Here is an 18,596-nt window from a genome sequence, read left to right as displayed (position 1 = left end):
CCGTCAGCGCGTGTCGCTCCATCCGCCGAACTGCGCGATATCGTCGAGCGACAGGCGCGCACGCGGCGCAAGCTCACGCTCGGCCAGAGAAGCCGGCAATGCGCGGGCATCGCCGTGATGCGCGACGGAAATCACGGACAGCGCCGTGAAGCGCTCGGGAAGCGCGAACGCCTGCCTGAGGCCGTGCGCATCGAAGCCGCCCATCGCGTGCGCGGCGAGTCCTTGGGCGTGCGCCTGAAGCAATATCGCCATCGCGGCCGCGCCGGCGTCGTAGGCTGCACTCGGGTTAGTTTCGCCCTTCGCGTTCAACGTGTCCGCGAGCACCGCGATCAGCACTTGTGCATTCGCATTCCATGTCTGGTTGAACGGCACGAGCAAGGCGAACGCGCGTGCGAAGGCTTCCGGGTCCTGCGCCTTCTCGAACACGACGAAGCGCCACGGCTGCACGTTATACGCCGACGGCGCCCAGCGCGCCGCTTCGAGCAACGCGACCACCTGCGCGTGCGATATCTCGCGATCCGCATAAGCGCGCGGGCTCCATCGTCCCGCGATCAGCGGATGAATGGCGATATCGGTCGGAGCGGGTCGATGTGTCATGAATGGTTCGGAGGAAGTGCGGGAAGGCGATAAAGCATAAGAGGCACGCGCGCGGCGAGTTTGGCACGAGGCGAGCTTGGCGCGGATTTCGTTCTTGCGTTTCAATGCAGCGGCGTTTCTCCGGGCAACTGAAACGCGTCGACGGTATAACCCATGTTGAAATATCCCGCGCGGGCATAGACGGATATATGTTCGAGTTGCTCGGCGCGCGTGGTTTCGATCACGGCGTGCGCGTCCTGCGCCGCCGCGTCTTTCGTGAAGCGCTTACGCACGCGCCCCGCCGGCGCCGACAGCGCCTGCCAGTACTGAGTCAGGAAGTGCGGCATGACTCGCCTCCTCGATGCATGAATAGCTCGAATCTAAGCCGTCAAAAACGCTTCGGCAAACAAGCTTTTCTGCAATGCATTGCAGGCCGCACCGCTTTGGCGCATCAGGCCGCATCGACACCTTCGCGCACCGCGCGCGTGGCCTGCGACTGCTCCAGATGGCGCAGCAGCAGCGTCACCATCATGACGACCGTGAACGCGAGAATCACGAAGAACGCCGCGAGCGGCGCGAGGATATGCACGGACACGAAGCCCGCGAGACCCATCATCACCGACGACACGAGCAACAGCGAACAACCGAGAATCGCCGCCGTAAGGCCCGCGATATGCGGAAAGAGCGAGTTGCCCTTGGCCATCAGCGTGGGATACATCGCGCCGGCGCAAAAGCCCATCACGAGGACCGGCGCGGACAAGGTCCATACGGTGAGGCCAATCGTCAACGAGAGCACCAGCATGACGACCGACGCGCCCGCCATCACGCGCGAGCCGATGCGCAACCGTTGCTCGGCGCTCGGCAGGCGCCGGCCATACAAGCGGTTCGACAGTCCGCCGAGGAAATACATCATGCCGATGGCGAGCGCGAGATAGCCGAAGTATGTCGGCGGCTTGTGCAGCGTGTTCTGCACCATGAACGGACCGACGATATTGAACACGAGCAGAATGCTATAGCACAGGCCTTGCGCGAGAAAACAGCTCTGGAACACGGGGCTCGACAACACCTTGCCCGCGTTCGTGAAAAGCGTGCGCGGCGCGAGATGCACCGGTTTCTGCAAGGTCTCGCGATAACGCCATACGAGCGTCCACATCACGATCGAATAGATGAGCAGGAACACGAGACACGCCTTCCAGCCGAACCATTCCTGCAAGTGCGCGCCGATCACGGGCGCGACGATCGGTGCGAGTCCCCACGCGATCGACATGTAGGTGAACGCGTGTATCAGCGCCTGGCCCTTGAACGAATCGGTGATGATCGTCTTCGCGAGCAAATTGGTGGCGGCGATGCCGAAGCCCTGCAGGGCGCGCGCAAGCAGGAACGTTTCGAGATTCGTCGCGGCGAGCGATAGCAGACAGCCGAGCGTGAAGATGACGAGTCCGAACGCCAGTACTTTTTTGCGCCCGTAGGCATCGGCGATGGGCCCGAAGACCAGCTGACCGATCGCATACGCCGCCATGTAGCCGGAAACGCTCGACTGGATCGCCTGGGGCGAGGTCGCGAAGTAACGCGCCATCGCGGGTAGCGCGGGCACGTAGATATCGATGGCGAGTTGTCCCGCCGACGCGAACAGGCAGACCAGAAACAGCAGAAAACGTGGGGAATTCTTCGAAGGATGAGCGTGGTTCATGACAACGACGAATGAGCGAAGGCCGGCGGCCTCTGCGGGCCAATCCGGATGGCGGATTCATCGTATTGTGCCTGTCATCGCGCGAAACCGTATAAAGCCCACGTCGCGCGTACGTCAACCGGCGCGCTTGCCCTGCTGATCGATCCACAGACGCGCCCAGCGCCGCGCATACGCAATCGCGTGATCGGCTTCGAAAAAATAATCGAGCGCGTCGAACGTGAACGACGCGGCATGCGGTGACGCGCCGCGCTCGATGATCAGGTTCGCCGCAAAGAGGCCGCTCGGCAACGCCCGTGCCGAGGGCTCGACGTCATATCCCTTGTATCGCATGAAAGGTCCGTGAAAAAGCCTGCGAGCGGTTCATGCTAGTACGGGCTAAGCGCCTGCCCAACGAATGCATTGGCGTTAGCTAATCAGCGCGAGCGTCACTTGTTCTTCATGGTCACGTCGATATTCGCGGCTTGCGCAATGCCGATCCCGATGCCGATGCGGATAACAATCACGTCTTGCCATTCAGAATGGGATGCGACTGGCCCGGTATCGGACGGCCGCGACTGTCCGTCGGCACGAGCTGCGTCTGGAACGCGACGAACAGCGCCTGGAACTTGCCGTCCACCTCGACCATCACGGCGCCGTCCTGAAGCACGCCGTTCTCGTTCGAGTGGTCCTTGATATGACTGCCCTTGCCCGGCTTCGGATTGCCTTGGTTCATATGCGTTTCGTGCAACCCGTCCTTCCCCGGTTCGAACAGGAAGCCGAAGCCGTAGACGGTCACGTTTTTCGTGGGCTTCCATCCGAGGCGATCGTCGCTGTAGCCGGGCGTTTTATAGACGTAATCGACGCCACTCGCCGACATGTCGAGTTGCAGCATCTCGTTGAGAAGCGCATTGATATCGTTCTTCTCGTCTTTGGTGTCGAGCGGAATCGGGCGCATGGCGCCGAGATCGAGCAGTCGCGTGTCGTGCACATAATCGAGCTTCGGGAAGTTCGATGTCGCAACACCCGCGGGCAGCTTGTCGAGATCGGCCGTCATCGGATGATCGAAGTATTGATTCCAGAGATACAGCACGAGATAGCCCGCCGGTCCGGTCAGCGAGCTATCCGATTTCACGTTGGTGACGATATTGAACGGCTTGCCGTTCGTGTCTTCGCTGACGATCACGTAATGCGGATCGCCTTTATAACCCTGAAGAAAGGGAACGCCGAGCTTGACCGTGCCCTTGAAGAGAACGTATTCGTTGCGCGCCATGATGCTGCTCCCTGAAAGTGAGCGACCATTCAACGCGGCAAGTGTGACATCCTTCCGATCAAGGCGCGAATCACGCCGATATCAACGAATCGCCTTTCTCGCCGCCTTGAAACGATGCTTCTGCTCGGCTTTCAGCGCGCGTAGCGCAGGCTTTGTGTCGATGTTATCGGCAAGCGTGTCTTTCGAGTTCGATAGCAATGTTCGGCTCGCGACTACATCGTTCAACGCGCCGAAGCGCTTTTGCAGCCGCTTCAGGCTCTTCACCTTGGCGCGCAAACCAGATGGGATATCCGGCTCGAATAGCTCGATCAGGTAGCGCACTTTCTTTCCCGCCTTGCGCACTTCGTGATAAGCGGCATAGTCCGACTGTTTCGCGCGCAGCGCCCGCTTGATGCGCTTTTTCAGTTGACCGCGCGCCGCGCCGATGCGCTCTTTCGCGAACCGCTCGACCGACACGCGACGACGTCCCGTGTTGAGTTGATGATTCGCCTCCTTCAATCCGCCCAGCAACACGTGCTTGACGTCCGCGTTGGCCAGATTCTCGATGCTCGTCGCGAGCACGGTTGCACGATGCGTTCGCACGGGCTCGTCGAGCCCTTCGACATCGAGTTCATGCAGCAATTCGAGCAGGATGTCCCAGTCCCGCGCGCTGCCCGCCGCGGTCGCAAGGTACTTGAACAACGCGCGCTGACGCGTGTCGAATTCATCTTCCAGCAAGGGCTCATAAGCCCAGAACAATGTGCGAAGCCTGCGCAGCGCGACACGAAGCTTGTGCAGCACTTCCGGGTCTGTGTTGCCGTCGAGTGACGAGGCATGGTGCATTGCCTCGTCGATCAGCGGCGACGCCAGATCGCTGAATCTCATTTCGGCCGTTGCGCGCGTTCGATCGTCCATGATCGCTCCCTGTTACCGAATGCCTTGCTCACGCAACATGCGTACCCGTTTCGTCCGCCCAAATCGATGCACAGAAAAAATGCGGAACACGTCTTGCTTACGCGCAATACGGGAAATTCCGCTGTCACCAGCCACTTCACGACAAAATACGGTTGGGTACACTATGACCCGCTTGCAGGACACGCCTGCGCAGTCACGAACAGAAGAATCGAATATCGGAGCGGGTGTGAGAAAGCGAGCCACGGTCATTTGTCGAAAGGGCAACCGGATTCTGCTGGTTGCGCGACGTAGCGCCAAATGGGCGCTACCCGGCGGCATGCTCAAACGCGGCGAACATCTTTCAGACGCCGCGCTGCGCGAGCTCAAGGAAGAGACGCGTCTTGCCGGCAAATCGGCGAAATTTCTCTTTCAGCATCGAGGAAGGCAAAAGCATCATCACGTCTTTTTCTGCGATGTGCCGAAAAGCGCGAAGCCGCATGCGAGCAATGAAATCTCGCGATGCCGCTGGGTTCACATGTCGGAGATACAACGGCTCGCCACGAGCGCGCCGACCAAGCTGATCGTCAAGGCGCTCGGCGGCAATCGCAGCAAGCGCTGACCTTCGCGTGAAGCCTTGCGTCACGCGCCCTGTCCTTTCGCGTCACCATAAACGACGCGCACGGCGGGCACGAACCACGCGAGACACAAGCCGACGAACGCCGCCATTGCAGCGACCACGAGCCCCACGTGAATCGACGCGACGAGCGCCATGCGCGCCGAGTGCATCATCGTCATCGCGTCGGCGGACTGGCCCGCGGCGACGAGGCGTTCGATCAGCGCGGATTGTTCGGCGCGGTCGATCAGCAGATCAGGGCTTGCGAACGATTTGAGCCACTGCGTCGCCTGATACGAATCGAGCGGACGGTGCACGTTTTGCGCATAGAGATGCCCGAGCAACGCGCCCGTGATCGCGGTGCCGAGCATGCCGCCGAAAATGCGCAACGATTGCAGCAACGCCGTGACCGCGCCGATCTGCTCACGCGCGACGATCTGTTGCGAGCAGATCGTGAGATTCGTCGCGACAAGCCCGAGGCCGAGTCCGCTCGCGCCCATGCACGCCATCCAGACGGCATGCGGCTCGTGACCGTCGAGCGAAACGAGCGCGAGGCAGCCGGTCACGGAGAGCGCGAAGCCCGCATACATCAGCACGTTGGCGCGCGGGATGCGTGTGACGATGCGGTTGTTGAGCATGCTGCCGACCGTCGTGCCGAGCAAAAGCGGCGTGATGAGCATGCCCGAATCGTGCGGCGACATGCCGTAGCCGCCCTGAAACAGCAACGGAATATAGAAGGCCATCGAGAAGAGCGCGAAGCCGCCGAGCACGGAGATCGCGAAGAGCGCGGCGAGCCTGCGGTCCATCAGCACGTCGACGGGCACGACGGGATAACCCATGCGCTTTTCCCAGAAGTACAGCGTCGCGCCGAAGACGAGCGTGACGAGCGCAAGCACGATCGTCGTGCGGCTCAAGCCTTCCTTCGGCAACAGTTCGATCAGCAATTGCAGTGCGCCGAGCGTCACCGCGACGACGCACGCGCCGAGCCAGTCGAGCTGAATGCGCCCGCGCGCCTTCAGATGATGCAGGTTCGGTACGAACAGCAGCACGAATATCAGCGAGACGATGCCGATGGGCACGTTGACGAAGAACACGAGCCGCCAGCCGCGCATCTGCGTGAGCATGCCGCCGAGCGTCGGGCCGATCACGTTGGCGACGCCGAATGTCGACGTGACGAGCACGAGCCAGCGCAGGCGCAGCTTCGGATCGGGAAAGAGATCGGCGACGGCGGCGAACACCGTGCCGAGCAAAATGCCGCCGCCGATGCCCTGCACGCCGCGCGCGATCACCAGAAACAGCATGCTGCCCGCGAATCCGCACAGCACGGACGCCGCCGTGAACAGCACGATCGCCGCGAGCAGAAACGGCTTGCGTCCGTATAGGTCGCCGAGCCGCCCGAAGATCGGAATCGTGATGACGGATGCGAGCATGTACGAGGTCGCGACCCACGCGTACAGGTCGAAGCCCTTCAGCTCGGCGACGATGCGCGGCATCGCGGTCCCGACAATGGTCTGGTCGAGCGCGACCAGCATCGTGACGAAGGCGATGCCGAGCATCGCGAGCAGCGATTCGCGAAACGGCAGGCGTTGCCGCTCGCGATCGTGAACGTCCATGAGCGAGTTCATGACAGCTTCGGGCACGCGTTTTTCTCGCTTGCCCGCGTGCGGCGTGTTACTGCCCGCCTTCCTGAATCGTCAGAACATTCTTCACCGACTTCACGCCGTCCACGCCTTTCGCGATCGACGCTGCCTTGTCGATCTGCTCGGCATCGGCGGCATGACCGGCAAGCGTGATCGCGCCGTTCTTCGCAATCACGTTGATGCCTACCGGGTCGACGCCGCCTTTCTGCAACGCCTGAGACACCTTCTTGCTGAGCGCGCGATTGGCTTTGCGCGCCGTCGATTTCGAGCTTCCCGCACTGGCCGAGGGCGCGGTGGACTGGGTCGAGGCCGCATCGCTGGACTGCGACCACACGTTGACTGAGAAGGCTATCGCCGATGCAACGGCGGCAAATCTGAGCGCATTGATCGTCTTCATCGCTTGGGCTCCGGTGGCTTGCGTGGCTTGGAGTGCTACGAGGGCACGATGAATTCTAGTCGGCGCTTCGCCATAGCGCAGGGAATCGTGCCGTTCATTTCGCAAACGCGCGCAACTGCGCGGGCGACAGGAAGAGATCGCCGTTATCCGCGAGCTTTCCGATCACGAAATCAATGAACGTTCGCACGCGAAGCGGCTGCTCGGTTCGATGCCGGTAGTGGATGTAGATCGATTCGCGCTGCGCCAGATGCCGCGTGAGCAAGGGCACGAGGCGTCCTTCGCGGAGTTGCGTCACCGCATGACTCGCGCCTGCGGCGATATCCTCTGATCAATGGCCGCGCGCCCGGAAATTGCCGAGCGCGGCGGTGCGCGCGAAGATCGAAATTGCGCGGACCTCCCTCATGGAGCGCCCCGACGATTCGCGTCTGGTTCATCACGGGCGCGTCGCGCGGCCTGCGCGCATTGATCGCCCGCGCTCCTGCCGGTCGCGCTCGCCTGGCATCTACGCTGTCCGACTTCCGCATGGCGCCGAATGTGCTCGCGCCTTCCGATCCTCTGCTCACGACGACGACGATCACGCGCGCATCACGTCTCCCGCACTTTGCCCGTGAGCGCGAATCGCGCGGCGAGCGTCGAGAGCGCGTCGTAGGCATCGCGCGACACCGCGTCCCACGCACCGATCGCCTGCGATTGCACTTCGACCACCGCGTGATCCCCACGCGCGGCCGGGCCGGTCAACGCATCCTTCGGCCCGAGCGAAACGACATTGGCGGCCGCGTTGCGTGTGAGCGTATGCATCATGTCTTCGATGAGCGCTTGCGGAATGCCCGCCGCTTGCCACATCTCGACGGACATCGCCGCAAGTATCGGCAGAAAGTTCGATGCGACGACCGCCGCCGCGTGATAAAGCGCCTTGCTGCCCGGCTCGATAACGAAGCAGCGCGCGCCGATGGCCGCGAGAATCTCGCTCCATGCAGCCCGCGCGGCGCGATCGCCTTCGAGCCCGCACGGCGTGCCTTCGAACTGGAACACGGCGGTGCCGGGCTTGGCGAAGCTCAGCATCGGATGTGCGCTCGCCACGCTCCAGCCGATCGCGCGCAAGGGCGCGAGCGTGTCCGTATCGAGCGCGCCGCTGCAATGCACGGCGACCGCGGTCGCGTCATCGTTACGATGCCGCGCGAGCGCTTGCGCCACGTCCGCAATACGCGCGTCGGGCACCGAGAGCAGCCAGATATCGGCGGGGCGTAACGCAGCCATATCGTCGAGCGCGCGGCCCGCGCCGATGAAATCGACCGCGTCGCGGGCATGCGCGATATCGGTGTCGCATACGTCGCCGATAACGAGCACGCGGTTCGCGACGATCAGATTGCCGAGCGTCGCGCCGACACGCCCCGCGCCGATGATGTTCAGAGTCGCCATGACGATGTGAGAGCGCGCGCGGCTCAGCCGTGCCTGATCGCGATGGTCTTCAGGCTCGTGAAGCCGTACAGCGCCTCGAAGCCCTTCTCGCGTCCATGCCCGCTCGCCTTCACGCCGCCGAACGGCAACTCGACGCCGCCGCCCGCGCCGTAGTTGTTGATGAAAACCTGTCCCGCCTGCAGCTTGCGCGCGAGGCGCAGGCCGCGCGAACCGTCGCGCGTCCACACGCCCGCGACGAGACCGTAGTTCGTGCCGTTGGCGAGCTTCACCGCTTCGGCTTCGTCATCGAAGGGCATCATCGCGAGCACCGGGCCGAAGACTTCTTCCTGGGCGAGCCGGCTTTGCGGCGGCACGTCGCGAAACAGCACCGCTTCCTGAAAGAAGCCGTTGCGCGATGCTTCCACCACGATCTTGCCGCGCGCCGCGACGCGAATGCCTTCGGCTTCGGCCTGCTCGACGATGCCGCGCACGCGCGCGTGCTGCTTCGCGTTGACGAGCGGGCCCAGGTCGAGATCCATCGCGCTCGGCCCTGCGCGCAGCGCTTCGAAGCGTTGTGCCAGACGTTCGATCACAGTTTCATAGACGCCGCGCTGGACCAGCAGACGGCTGCCCGCCGAGCACGTTTGTCCGGCGTTTTGCACGATCGCGTTCTGGATCACGGGCAAGGCTTCGTCGAGATCGGCATCGTCGAAAACGAGTTGCGGCGACTTGCCGCCGAGTTCGAGCACGCTCGGGCAATGACGTTCGGCCGCCGTGCGTCCGACGAGCGCGCCCGTCGCGGTCGAGCCGGTGAACGAGATATGACCGACGCCCTCGTTCGCCGACAACGCCGCGCCCGCCTCGCTGCCGAGTCCCGTGACGACGTTGATCGCGCCCGCCGGAAAGCCGATGTCGGCGGCGATTTCGGCGAGACGCAAGATTGACAGGCTCGCGTCCTCCGCGGGCTTGACCACGCACGCGTTGCCCGCCGCGAGCGATGCGCCGACGCTGCGTCCGTAAATCTGCATCGGGTAGTTCCACGGAATGATGTGGCCCGTCACGCCGATCGGCTCGCGCACCGTCAGCACCGTGAAGCCCGTCGTATAAGGCAGCGTTTCGCCGTGCAGCTTGTCGACGCAGCCGGCGTAATACTGCAGATAACGCGCGAGCACGGCCGCGTCGGTGCGCGCGGTTTTAAGCGCCTTGCCGGTGTCGCGCGCTTCGAGTTGCGCGAGTTCGTCGGCGTTGTTCAGCACGGCCGCCGCATACGCGAACAGCAGATTCGCGCGTTCGACCGGCGACAGCTTCGCCCACGGACCGTCGAGCGCGTCGCCCATCGCGTTGCGTGCAGCGTTGACTGCCGTGGCGATGTCGGCGGCATTGCCGCGTGCGATCGCCGCGAACGGCTCGCCGGTGCTCGGGTCGATCACATCGAGCGATTCGCGGTTGTCGCCCGCTTTCCATGCATTGCCGATGAAGTGACGATATTCCATGCTTACTCCGTGATCAGTGCGTGTTGCGTGACGGCCGCGGCGATCGCCGTGCCGACTTCGATGGTGTTCGCGGTGCCGCCCATGTCGGGCGTGCGCGGGCCGTTTTCGAGCACGCTCTCGATGGCCGACACGATGCTCTTCGCCGCCGCTTCATGGCGCGCGTCGCCACGGCCGAGATGCTGGAGCATCAACGCGGCCGACCAGATCTGCCCGATCGGATTGGCGATGCCCTTGCCCGCGATATCCGGCGCCGACCCGTGCACCGGTTCGAAAAGCGACGGAAAGCGCCGCTCCGGATTCAGGTTCGCCGAAGGCGCGATGCCGATGGTGCCCGTGCATGCGGGCCCGAGATCCGAAAGAATGTCGCCGAAGAGATTCGACGCGACGACCACATCGAAACGATCCGGATGCTGCACGAAATGCGCGCACAAAATGTCGATGTGGAACTTGCGCGTCTCGATGTCCGGATAGCGCTTCGCGGCTTCGGCCAGGCGCTCGTCCCAGTACGGCATCGTGATCGAGATGCCGTTCGACTTGGTCGCGGCGGTGAGCTGCTTCTTCGGACGGCTCTGCGCGAGCTGGAACGCGAAGTCGAGAATGCGGTCGACTCCCGTGCGCGTGAAGACCGACTGTTGCGTCGCGAACTCGCGTTCGGTGCCTTCGAACATGCGTCCGCCGACCGACGAATATTCGCCTTCGGTGTTCTCGCGCACGACCAGAAAATCGATGTCGCCGGGCTTGCGGTTGGCGAGCGGCGAAGGCACGCCGGGCATCAGCCGCACCGGACGTAAATTCACGTACTGGTCGAACTCGCGGCGGATTTTGATGATCGATTCCCACACTGCCGTGTGGTCCGGCACGATGTCGGGCGTGCCGACCGCGCCGAAGAAAATCGCGTCGTGCTTGCCGATCTGTTTGTCCCAGTCGGCGGGCATCATCGTGCCGTGCTGCACGTAATGCTCGGTGCACCAAGACCCGAATTCGTCGAAATCGAGCGCGATGTCGTAACGCGCGGCGGCGGCCTTCAGCACGCGCAGACCTTCGACCATGACTTCCTTGCCGATGCCGTCGCCCGGAATGACGGCGATGTGATGCGTTGTTGCCATTGCGCTATGTCTCCTCGATTTCGATGCGGGCATGCCCGGGCATCGGACTATTCAGAGGAGCAATCTAGCGGACGCGTTCGCGTGGCGGAAGTGCGAATCCGGAAACGGGAGTCTTCGAATATCCGCAAGACGCTAGCCGGCCGAGCGTTCGCCGCCCGGCGCGACGAGCGATGCGGGCGCGAGTGCGCTTAAGTAATCGAAGAGCTTGCGCGCGGGCAAAGGCGCCGCGCCGACGCGTATGCCGACCGACATCACGCGCTCCGCCCACGGATTCGTCAGGCGGATGAAACGCAGGCGCATGGGCTCGCGAAAAAGCCGCACCGCGCCTTCGGGCAGCACGCCGATGCCCTGCCCCGCCGCGATCAGCCTGCACATGCCCTCGAAGCTCTGCACCTGTACGCGAAAGCGGATCGTGCGGCCCGCGAGCGCGGCTTCCTTGACAAGCATGCGCGTGACTTCGGCTTTGTCGTCGAGGCCGACGATATCGTGTTCGAGCAGCGCGGCGAAATCGATCTGCTCGCCCTGCAGTACGTGATCCTCCGGCACGACCACGCTGATGCGATCGCTGCAATACGGCGCGAGGCGAATGCCTTCCATGCCGCTCTGCGACGTCACCACGCCGACATCCGCTCGCCCTTCGCGCAAGGCCTGAAGAATATCCATGCTGCGCAATTCGCTGATATGCAGCTTGATGTCCTGATAGCGCTGCGAGAACGTGCGCAGGTGATCGGGCAAGTCCTGGCTGATCGCGGAGATATTGGCGAACACGCGCACGCGGCCCACGGAGCCTTTCGTATAGTCGGACAGCTCGCTATAGATCGCGTCGGTCTTGAGCAGCAGTTCCGTGGCGTGACGCGCGAGCGCTTCGCCCGCTGGCGTGGGCTCAACGCCCGCCGAGGTGCGATTCAACAGCACCACGCGAAAGTGATGTTCGAGCAGCGCGATGCGCCGGCTCGCCGTCGACAGCGACATGTGCGATTGCTGGGCCGCCTTGGACAGGCTGCCCATTTCGACGGCGCGCAGAAAAAGAGCCAGCGACGTGAGATCGAACAAAACCGGATGCTCCGCGAAAGATCATGCCGCGCAGTATGGCATTCGCCCGCGCTCGCCGCCTCGCGCCCGGATACGTGAAAACCCTGATCGACGCGCGCACCTTGACGCGCCGCACGTGTTCGAAGTATTCGAAAGCCCGCTTCAGCGATTTCGCATATCACCCGAGCCCGGCAGCCGCTACATTTCTCCTGTCCCGCCGCGTCCCGCGCGAGCCGGACTCAAAAAACATATACGGAGACAGACGTGGAAATCGATGCGACCAACATGCCGCAAGGCGCGGCATCGCCCGCCCCGTCACACGATGCGGCCACCGCGGACCGGATCTTTCGCCGCCTGGCGCTGCAAATCCTGCCGATTTTGATGTTCGCGTACATCACGTCCTACATCGATCGCGTGAACGTGAGCTTCGCGAAGCTGCAGATGGCGCAGCAACTCGGCTTCTCCGATGCCGTGTTCGGCTTCGGCGCGGGCATCTTCTTTCTCGGCTATGTGATCTTCGAGGTGCCGAGCAATCTGATCCTGCAACGCGTCGGCCCGCGCCGATGGATCACGCGCATCATTCTGTCGTGGGGCATCGTGTCCGGGCTGACGGCCTTCGTCTCCACGCCGATGCAGTTCTACGTGATGCGCTGCCTGCTCGGGGTCGCGGAGGCGGGCTTCATTCCGGCGATCGTGTTCCATATCAGCCAGTCGTTTCCGCGCAACCGGCGCGCGCGCATCCTCAGCATGTTCTATGCGGCGCTCGCGCTCGCGGGTCTCATCGGCTCGCCGCTGACCGGCTTCATCATGCAGTACTTCGACGGCCTCATGCAGTTGCCCGGCTGGAAGTGGATTTTCATAATCGAGGCGTTGCCCGCGTTTCTCGCGGCGGTCTACACATGGAAGGGCCTCGACGACGACGTCACGAAAAGCCCGCGCTACAGCGAGACGGATCGCGCGTTTCTATCGCGCGTGCTCGCCGAGGATCGCGCGGTGACGGCGCAATCGAATCACAAGGGCCTCTTCACGAGCGGGCTCGTGTGGGCGTTCTGCCTGATCTATTTTCTCGATGTCTTCGGCATCTACGGCTACACGTTCTGGGCCCCGACGATGATCAAGTCGATGGGCATCTCCGGCGACTTCGCCATCGGCGCACTCGCGGCGTTGCCCAACGCGGTCGCCGTCGTCGTCATGGTGATGTTCGGCCGCAGCGCGGACAAGCGCGGCGAGCGGCGCATGCACGTCGCGGCGTTGCTGCTGATGGGCGCGGTCGGCTTGTCGCTCTCGGTGCTCTGGCACGACAACCTGTGGCTCGGCATGATCGCGCTGTGCATCGCCAACGCGGGCTTGCTGTCGTTTCCGCCGCTCTTCTGGAGCATGCCGACGGCCGTGCTCGGGCAGGCCGCGGCGGCGGTCGGCATTGCGTGGATCAGCGCGTTCGGCAATCTCGGCGGCTTCTTCGGTCCTTATGCGGTCGGCTTCCTGAAGCAGACTTCGGGCGGCATGACGCTGCCGATCATCTCGATGGTCGCCTGCCTCGTGCTCGGCATCGTTCTCACGATGCTGTTGCCGAAGCGCCTCGTGAACCGCTGAGCTTTTTAACCAGTCACGACAACACGAACGAAGAGACACGGCATGAAGCAACGAATCGGCATGATCGGTGTCGGCCTGATGGGGCACGGCATCGCGCGCAACGTGATGAAGCACGGTTATCCGTTGACGGTGGTCGAGCATCCCGGCAATCAGCCGCTCGACGAACTCCTCGCGGGCGGCGTGAAGACCGTCAGGAACGGCGAGGCGCTCGCGCGCGAATCGGACATCGTCATTCTGTGCGTGACGGGCTCGCCCGAAGTCGAAGCGGTTCTGACCGCGCCCGACGGCGTGCTCGCGGGATTGCGCCCGGGCACGATCGTCATCGACTGCTCGACGGCGGTGCCCGCATCGACGCAACGCATGGCGGCGCTCGTGAAGGAAGCGGGCGGCTTATTCGTCGATGCGCCCATGACACGCACCGCGAAGGAAGCGCATGACGGGCGGCTGAATCTGCTGGTCGGCGCTTCAGCCGAACTGTTCGCGCGAATCGAGCCGTTGCTGCGCACGTATGCGGAGAACGTGACGCTCGTCGGCGGTCTCGGCGCGGGGCACAGCATGAAGCTGCTGCACAACTTCGTGTCGCTCGGAACGATCGCGCTGATTTCGGAAGCGGCGGCCTGCGCGAAGCGCGCGGGCGTCGATGCGCGGACTTTCGTCGATGTGCTCGCGAAAGGCGGCGGCGGCGGCGCGGCGCTGGAGCGGCTGCGTCCATCGCTCGTGGAAGGCGATCCGTCGGGCATGCCGTTTCACATGTCCAACGCGCTCAAGGATCTCGGCTACTACGTGACGATGGCCGGCGACACCGACTCGGTCGATGCGATCGCCGCCGCCGTGCGCGCGACATACGCGGATGCGGTCGAGCAAGGCGGCGCGCATCGCACGTTGCTGGAGTTGCCGAACTTGCTGGGCGATTGAAGCGCGATCAAAGAAAAAGCCGCTCCGGAGAGCGGCTTTGAACGCTTGCGTCTGACGAACGCTGCGTCAGTCGTCGAGCAGGGACAGATCGCGCACCGCGCCCTTGTCCGCGGACATCACCAGCTTCGCATACGCCTTCAGCGCCGCCGAGATCTTGCGCGGACGCGGCTTGGCGGGCTTCCAGCCCTTCGCGTTCTGCTCCTCGCGACGGCGCGCGAGTTCTTCGTCGGAGAGCAGCACGTCGATCGTGCGATTCGGAATGTCGATGCGAATCTTGTCGCCGTCGCGCACGAGACCGATCGCGCCGCCCGCCGCCGCTTCCGGCGAACAATGACCGATCGACAAACCCGAGGTGCCGCCCGAGAAACGTCCGTCCGTCAACAGCGCGCACGTCTTGCCGAGACCTTTCGACTTGATGTAGCTCGTCGGGTAAAGCATTTCCTGCATGCCGGGTCCGCCCTTCGGACCTTCGTATCGGACGATGACGACATCGCCCGACTTGACCTTGTCGCTGAGAATGTTCTCGACGGCCTCGTCCTGCGACTCCGTGACATGCGCCGTGCCTTCGAACACGTGAATGCTTTCATCGACGCCCGCCGTTTTCACGACGCAGCCATCCAGCGCGATGTTGCCCGTCAGCACCGCGAGGCCGCCTTCCTTCGAGAACGCGTGCTCATAAGAGCGGATGCAGCCTTCGGCGCGGTCCGTGTCGAGGCTCGGCCAGCGCGTGTTCTGGCTGAACGCGACTTGCGTCGGCACGCCGGCGGGGCCCGCCATGTAGAAGGTCTTGACGGCTTCGTCGTCGGTGAGCTTGATGTCCCACTGCGCGAGCGCGTCTTTCAGCGTCGGCGCGTGCACGGTCGGCACGTCGGTGTGCAGCTTGCCCGCGCGATCCAGCTCGCCCAGGATCGCCATGATGCCGCCCGCGCGATGCACGTCTTCGATGTGGTACTTGTTCGTGTTCGGCGCGACCTTGCACAGTTGCGGCACGGTGCGCGACAAGCGGTCGATGTCCTTCATCGTGAAGTCGATCTCGGCTTCGCGCGCAATGGCCAGCAAGTGAAGGATGGTGTTCGTGGAACCGCCCATGGCGATATCGAGCGTCATCGCGTTCTCGAACGCCTTGAAGCCGACCGAGCGCGGCAGCAGGCGCGACTCTTCTTGCTCGTAGTAACGGCGCGCCAGTTCGACGATGCCGCGTCCCGCGCGCTTGAACAACTGCTCGCGGTCGGCGTGCGTCGCGACCACGGTGCCGTTGCCGGGCAGCGAAAGGCCGAGCGCTTCGGTCAGGCAGTTCATCGAGTTGGCCGTGAACATGCCCGAGCACGAGCCGCACGTCGGGCACGCGGAGCGTTCGACTTCGGCGACATCGGCGTCGGAATACGACGGGTCGGCGGCGATCACCATGGCATCGACGAGATCGAGCTTCTTCAGTTCGATGGCCTTCGTCTTCGGATTCGCGAGGCGCGTTTTGCCCGCTTCCATCGGGCCGCCCGAAACGAAGATCACGGGGATGTTCAGGCGCATCGCGGCCATCAACATGCCCGGGGTAATCTTGTCGCAGTTCGAGATGCAGACCATGGCGTCGGCGCAATGCGCGTTGACCATGTATTCGACCGAATCCGCGATGATGTCGCGGCTCGGCAGCGAGTACAACATGCCGTCGTGACCCATCGCGATGCCGTCATCGACCGCGATGGTGTTGAACTCTTTCGCCACGCCGCCGGCGGCCTCGATCTCGCGCGCGACGAGCTGGCCCAGGTCCTTCAGGTGCACGTGTCCCGGCACGAACTGGGTGAACGAGTTGACGACGGCGATGATCGGCTTCGAGAAATCTTCGTCTTTCATGCCGGTGGCGCGCCAGAGCGAGCGCGCGCCCGCCATGTTGCGGCCGGCGGTGGAGGTTTTGGAACGGTATGTGGGCATCGTGGTTGCTGTTGGAATATCGCGGGATGAAAGCGGGCCACGAGGGTGAGGGCCCTTGTGCGCCGGGGTCCGCGGCCTTTTGGGCCGGGCGGGCGCGAATTTTCGAATTATCACATACCTGCTTCGTCCATTCCGTTTCGCCTCGCCGCCTCCACCAGCGCGCGAATCGCCCAGTGCCTCACCTTGCGCGCGCGTGCGTCGTCGAGTTGCAGCACATCCTTGCAGACGATCATCGCCTCGGTGCCGATCACGAGCGCGAGCGCTTGCCTCAGCGTGTCGAGCGCGGCGGGCCTGAACCGGTCTTGCGCGGGTTCCAGCGCCGCCTCGATCAGCGGCGTGCGACGATTCTGCCGCAGCGGCACTTCGTCTCCGGCATCGCCCTTTGCCACGCGCTCCAGCGAATGCGCGAGCATCATGCGCAGCGGCGCTTCGTTGGCGAGAATCATGTCGTGGAGCGCCGCATCCACACGCAGCAGGCGCGCGACCGGATCGGCCGATGCGCGCGCGGAAAAGAGTGCGTCCGCTTCCGGCGTGTCGACATCGAGCGATGCTTCGAGCCAGAGCGTATCGATGCTTGGAAAATGCCGGTACGCGGTCGCGCGCGACACCAGCGCTTTTGCGGCGATCTCTTCGAGACTCGGCTTGCGCCCCTCTTTCATGAGCGCCGATGCCGCCTGCAGCAGATCCTTGCGCGTGCGTTGCTTCTGATTCTCGCGGGACTTCGTTGCGGAGTTCGCCATGTCAGGTCTGCGGCAACTGGCCGATGATCGCCGCCAGATCGACCCATACGTTCTCGCGCCGAATCTGCCCGCTCTCGCTGAACTCGACGACATGCAGCATGCGGAATTCCAGCGGACGCCCACGGCCTTCGAGTCCGAACGGCCTGCCCGGCGCCCTGCCGCGCCACAAAGATTCGTCGATGACGAAGCCCTCGCCATAAAGACGACGCAAGCACTCGACGCGGCTCTCCGACAGATCCGCGAACAACGCTTCGTAGAACGGCCGCGCGCTCGCGCGTCCATTCGCCGGCCCCTCGGGCCAGCCAACGACGTCATGCTCGACATCGTCCGCAAGCGTCGCGAGGACGCCTTCGACATCGTCGCAACGTTCGAAGCCGAAATGCTCTTCGATCTTCCGGTCCATCTCGACAGCGGTCAGCGTCATGATTGCCTCCTTGCTCTCACGCTTTCCAATGCATTCTAGTGAGACAACAGTCTCATTACAAGATCGAAATGTCGACTCGCGAAGGCGATGATTAGCTATGCAATCACTTCACCGCGCCGGAAAATCTCGCGCGAAAAAAATGGCGCGGCCCCTTTCGAGGCCGCGCCATTTCTTCGTGCACATCCGGCTCTTAAACCGCCCGGCGCACCATCAATTCCTTGATCTTGCCGATCGCCTTGGTCGGATTGAGCCCCTTGGGGCACACGTCGACGCAATTCATGATCGTATGGCAGCGGAACAGACGATACGGATCTTCCAGGTTGTCGAGACGTTCGCCCGTCGCCTGATCGCGACTATCCGCGATAAAGCGATACGCTTGCAGCAAGCCCGCCGGACCCACGAACTTGTCCGGGTTCCACCAGAAGCTCGGGCACGACGTCGAGCAGCTCGCGCACAAGATGCACTCGTAGAGGCCATCGAGTTCGTCGCGCTCCACCGGCGATTGCAAACGTTCCTTCTCGGGCGGCGGCGTATCGTTGATCAGGTACGGCTTGATCGAATGATACTGGTTGAAGAACTGCGTGAAATCGCAGATCAGATCGCGCACCACCGGCAGACCCGGCAGCGGACGCAGCACGATCTTCTGCGGCAAGTCATTCAGATTCGTCAGACACGCGAGACCGTTCTTGCCGTTGATGTTCATCGCGTCCGAGCCGCACACGCCTTCGCGGCACGAGCGGCGGAACGACAGCGTCTCGTCCACCGACTTCAGCTTCACCAGCGCGTCGAGCAACATGCGTTCGTGCGAGTCGATGTCGAGCTCGTAGCTCTGCATGCGCGGCGCCGCGTCCTTGTCCGGATCGTAGCGATAGACTTCAAAAATTCTCTTTGCCATTTCGATTTCCTTGCGCTTTCCTTAGAAGGTACGCGC

Annotated in this window: 20 protein-coding genes; 3 read left to right on the top strand and 17 right to left on the bottom strand. The window is 63.3% G+C overall.

The window, feature by feature from the left end:
- Positions 1-3 precede the first annotated feature (3 nt).
- The 6 genes from AWB82_RS13890 to AWB82_RS13865 form a co-directional block, all read right to left on the bottom strand.
- Positions 4-597 (bottom strand): nitroreductase family protein, encoded by a 594-nt coding sequence (locus AWB82_RS13890; RefSeq protein ID WP_086967966.1) that lies wholly within the window; start codon positions 595-597, stop codon positions 4-6.
- Positions 598-698: 101 nt separating this feature from the next.
- Positions 699-923 carry a hypothetical protein gene (locus AWB82_RS13885; RefSeq protein ID WP_086967964.1) on the bottom strand — a complete coding sequence of 75 codons (225 nt, stop codon included), beginning with the start codon at positions 921-923 and terminating at the stop codon, positions 699-701.
- A gap of 104 nt (positions 924-1,027) precedes the next feature.
- Entirely contained in the window at positions 1,028-2,266 is a 1,239-nt protein-coding gene (locus tag AWB82_RS13880; protein WP_086967962.1) for a multidrug effflux MFS transporter, read from the bottom strand.
- 114 nt (positions 2,267-2,380) lie between these two features.
- Complete coding sequence (locus AWB82_RS13875) at positions 2,381-2,596, bottom strand: hypothetical protein (RefSeq protein WP_086967960.1); 216 nt, start codon at positions 2,594-2,596, stop codon at positions 2,381-2,383.
- Between the two features lie 169 nt (positions 2,597-2,765).
- Positions 2,766-3,515: a DUF2278 family protein gene (locus tag AWB82_RS13870; RefSeq protein WP_200818104.1), complete on the bottom strand. Its 750-nt coding sequence runs from the start codon at positions 3,513-3,515 to the stop codon at positions 2,766-2,768.
- A gap of 81 nt (positions 3,516-3,596) precedes the next feature.
- Complete coding sequence (locus AWB82_RS13865; RefSeq protein WP_086967958.1) at positions 3,597-4,409, bottom strand: CHAD domain-containing protein; 813 nt, start codon at positions 4,407-4,409, stop codon at positions 3,597-3,599.
- Between the two features lie 226 nt (positions 4,410-4,635).
- On the opposite strand from AWB82_RS13865, the gene AWB82_RS13860 reads away from it, so the two are divergent.
- Positions 4,636-5,007: an NUDIX hydrolase gene (locus tag AWB82_RS13860; RefSeq protein ID WP_086967956.1), complete on the top strand. Its 372-nt coding sequence runs from the start codon at positions 4,636-4,638 to the stop codon at positions 5,005-5,007.
- A 20-nt stretch (positions 5,008-5,027) separates the two neighbouring features.
- Here AWB82_RS13860 and AWB82_RS13855 read toward each other — a convergent pair whose 3' ends face one another.
- The 7 genes from AWB82_RS13855 to AWB82_RS13825 form a co-directional block, all read right to left on the bottom strand.
- Positions 5,028-6,626 (bottom strand): MFS transporter, encoded by a 1,599-nt coding sequence (locus AWB82_RS13855; protein WP_086967954.1) that lies wholly within the window; start codon positions 6,624-6,626, stop codon positions 5,028-5,030.
- Between the two features lie 46 nt (positions 6,627-6,672).
- Positions 6,673-7,038, bottom strand: coding sequence for a BON domain-containing protein (locus AWB82_RS13850; protein WP_086967952.1), 366 nt, complete (start codon positions 7,036-7,038; stop codon positions 6,673-6,675).
- A 94-nt stretch (positions 7,039-7,132) separates the two neighbouring features.
- Complete coding sequence (locus AWB82_RS13845; RefSeq protein ID WP_407642998.1) at positions 7,133-7,333, bottom strand: type 2 periplasmic-binding domain-containing protein; 201 nt, start codon at positions 7,331-7,333, stop codon at positions 7,133-7,135.
- 290 nt (positions 7,334-7,623) lie between these two features.
- Entirely contained in the window at positions 7,624-8,457 is an 834-nt protein-coding gene (locus AWB82_RS13840; protein WP_086967950.1) for a Rossmann-like and DUF2520 domain-containing protein, read from the bottom strand.
- A gap of 23 nt (positions 8,458-8,480) precedes the next feature.
- Positions 8,481-9,929 (bottom strand): aldehyde dehydrogenase family protein, encoded by a 1,449-nt coding sequence (locus AWB82_RS13835; protein ID WP_086967948.1) that lies wholly within the window; start codon positions 9,927-9,929, stop codon positions 8,481-8,483.
- Positions 9,930-9,931: 2 nt separating this feature from the next.
- A complete protein-coding gene (locus AWB82_RS13830; protein ID WP_086967946.1) occupies positions 9,932-11,035 on the bottom strand; it encodes a tartrate dehydrogenase in 1,104 nt (367 codons plus the stop codon).
- 132 nt (positions 11,036-11,167) lie between these two features.
- Complete coding sequence (locus tag AWB82_RS13825; protein ID WP_086967944.1) at positions 11,168-12,088, bottom strand: LysR family transcriptional regulator; 921 nt, start codon at positions 12,086-12,088, stop codon at positions 11,168-11,170.
- 243 nt (positions 12,089-12,331) lie between these two features.
- Here AWB82_RS13825 and AWB82_RS13820 point away from each other — a divergent pair, with 243 nt between their 5' ends.
- A complete protein-coding gene (locus AWB82_RS13820; protein ID WP_086967942.1) occupies positions 12,332-13,660 on the top strand; it encodes an MFS transporter in 1,329 nt (442 codons plus the stop codon).
- 42 nt (positions 13,661-13,702) lie between these two features.
- Positions 13,703-14,575, top strand: a complete 873-nt coding sequence (locus AWB82_RS13815) for an NAD(P)-dependent oxidoreductase (RefSeq protein ID WP_086967940.1) — start codon at positions 13,703-13,705, stop codon at positions 14,573-14,575.
- 66 nt (positions 14,576-14,641) lie between these two features.
- Here AWB82_RS13815 and ilvD read toward each other — a convergent pair whose 3' ends face one another.
- The 4 genes from ilvD to AWB82_RS13795 all read right to left on the bottom strand — a co-directional run bounded on the left by ilvD (position 14,642) and on the right by AWB82_RS13795 (position 18,560).
- Positions 14,642-16,501, bottom strand: a complete 1,860-nt coding sequence (gene ilvD, locus AWB82_RS13810; RefSeq protein WP_086967938.1) for a dihydroxy-acid dehydratase — start codon at positions 16,499-16,501, stop codon at positions 14,642-14,644.
- Between the two features lie 110 nt (positions 16,502-16,611).
- Positions 16,612-17,241 (bottom strand): TetR/AcrR family transcriptional regulator, encoded by a 630-nt coding sequence (locus AWB82_RS13805; protein WP_086967936.1) that lies wholly within the window; start codon positions 17,239-17,241, stop codon positions 16,612-16,614.
- Between the two features lies 1 nt (position 17,242).
- Positions 17,243-17,665, bottom strand: a complete 423-nt coding sequence (locus AWB82_RS13800; RefSeq protein ID WP_086967934.1) for an ester cyclase — start codon at positions 17,663-17,665, stop codon at positions 17,243-17,245.
- A 190-nt stretch (positions 17,666-17,855) separates the two neighbouring features.
- Positions 17,856-18,560 carry a succinate dehydrogenase iron-sulfur subunit gene (locus tag AWB82_RS13795; protein WP_086967932.1) on the bottom strand — a complete coding sequence of 235 codons (705 nt, stop codon included), beginning with the start codon at positions 18,558-18,560 and terminating at the stop codon, positions 17,856-17,858.
- Between the last annotated feature and the right edge of the window lie 36 nt (positions 18,561-18,596).

The sequence above is a fragment of the Caballeronia glebae genome, from assembly GCF_001545035.1.
GTDB classification, from domain to species: domain Bacteria; phylum Pseudomonadota; class Gammaproteobacteria; order Burkholderiales; family Burkholderiaceae; genus Caballeronia; species Caballeronia glebae.
This window is presented reverse-complemented; position numbering and strand designations above follow the sequence as displayed.

Bases quoted from the DNA above. Each gene is read 5' to 3' on its own strand.
- AWB82_RS13890 (WP_086967966.1), bottom strand. From the start codon at position 597: ATGACACATCGACCCGCTCCGACCGATATCGCCATTCATCCGCTGATC.
- AWB82_RS13885 (WP_086967964.1), bottom strand. From the start codon at position 923: ATGCCGCACTTCCTGACTCAGTACTGGCAGGCGCTGTCGGCGCCGGCG.
- AWB82_RS13880 (WP_086967962.1), bottom strand. From the start codon at position 2,266: ATGAACCACGCTCATCCTTCGAAGAATTCCCCACGTTTTCTGCTGTTT.
- AWB82_RS13875 (WP_086967960.1), bottom strand. From the start codon at position 2,596: ATGCGATACAAGGGATATGACGTCGAGCCCTCGGCACGGGCGTTGCCG.
- AWB82_RS13870 (WP_200818104.1), bottom strand. From the start codon at position 3,515: ATGGCGCGCAACGAATACGTTCTCTTCAAGGGCACGGTCAAGCTCGGC.
- AWB82_RS13865 (WP_086967958.1), bottom strand. From the start codon at position 4,409: ATGGACGATCGAACGCGCGCAACGGCCGAAATGAGATTCAGCGATCTG.
- AWB82_RS13855 (WP_086967954.1), bottom strand. From the start codon at position 6,626: ATGAACTCGCTCATGGACGTTCACGATCGCGAGCGGCAACGCCTGCCG.
- AWB82_RS13850 (WP_086967952.1), bottom strand. From the start codon at position 7,038: ATGAAGACGATCAATGCGCTCAGATTTGCCGCCGTTGCATCGGCGATA.
- AWB82_RS13840 (WP_086967950.1), bottom strand. From the start codon at position 8,457: ATGGCGACTCTGAACATCATCGGCGCGGGGCGTGTCGGCGCGACGCTC.
- AWB82_RS13835 (WP_086967948.1), bottom strand. From the start codon at position 9,929: ATGGAATATCGTCACTTCATCGGCAATGCATGGAAAGCGGGCGACAAC.
- AWB82_RS13830 (WP_086967946.1), bottom strand. From the start codon at position 11,035: ATGGCAACAACGCATCACATCGCCGTCATTCCGGGCGACGGCATCGGC.
- AWB82_RS13815 (WP_086967940.1), top strand. From the start codon at position 13,703: ATGAAGCAACGAATCGGCATGATCGGTGTCGGCCTGATGGGGCACGGC.
- ilvD (WP_086967938.1), bottom strand. From the start codon at position 16,501: ATGCCCACATACCGTTCCAAAACCTCCACCGCCGGCCGCAACATGGCG.
- AWB82_RS13805 (WP_086967936.1), bottom strand. From the start codon at position 17,241: ATGGCGAACTCCGCAACGAAGTCCCGCGAGAATCAGAAGCAACGCACG.
- AWB82_RS13800 (WP_086967934.1), bottom strand. From the start codon at position 17,665: ATGACGCTGACCGCTGTCGAGATGGACCGGAAGATCGAAGAGCATTTC.
- AWB82_RS13795 (WP_086967932.1), bottom strand. From the start codon at position 18,560: ATGGCAAAGAGAATTTTTGAAGTCTATCGCTACGATCCGGACAAGGAC.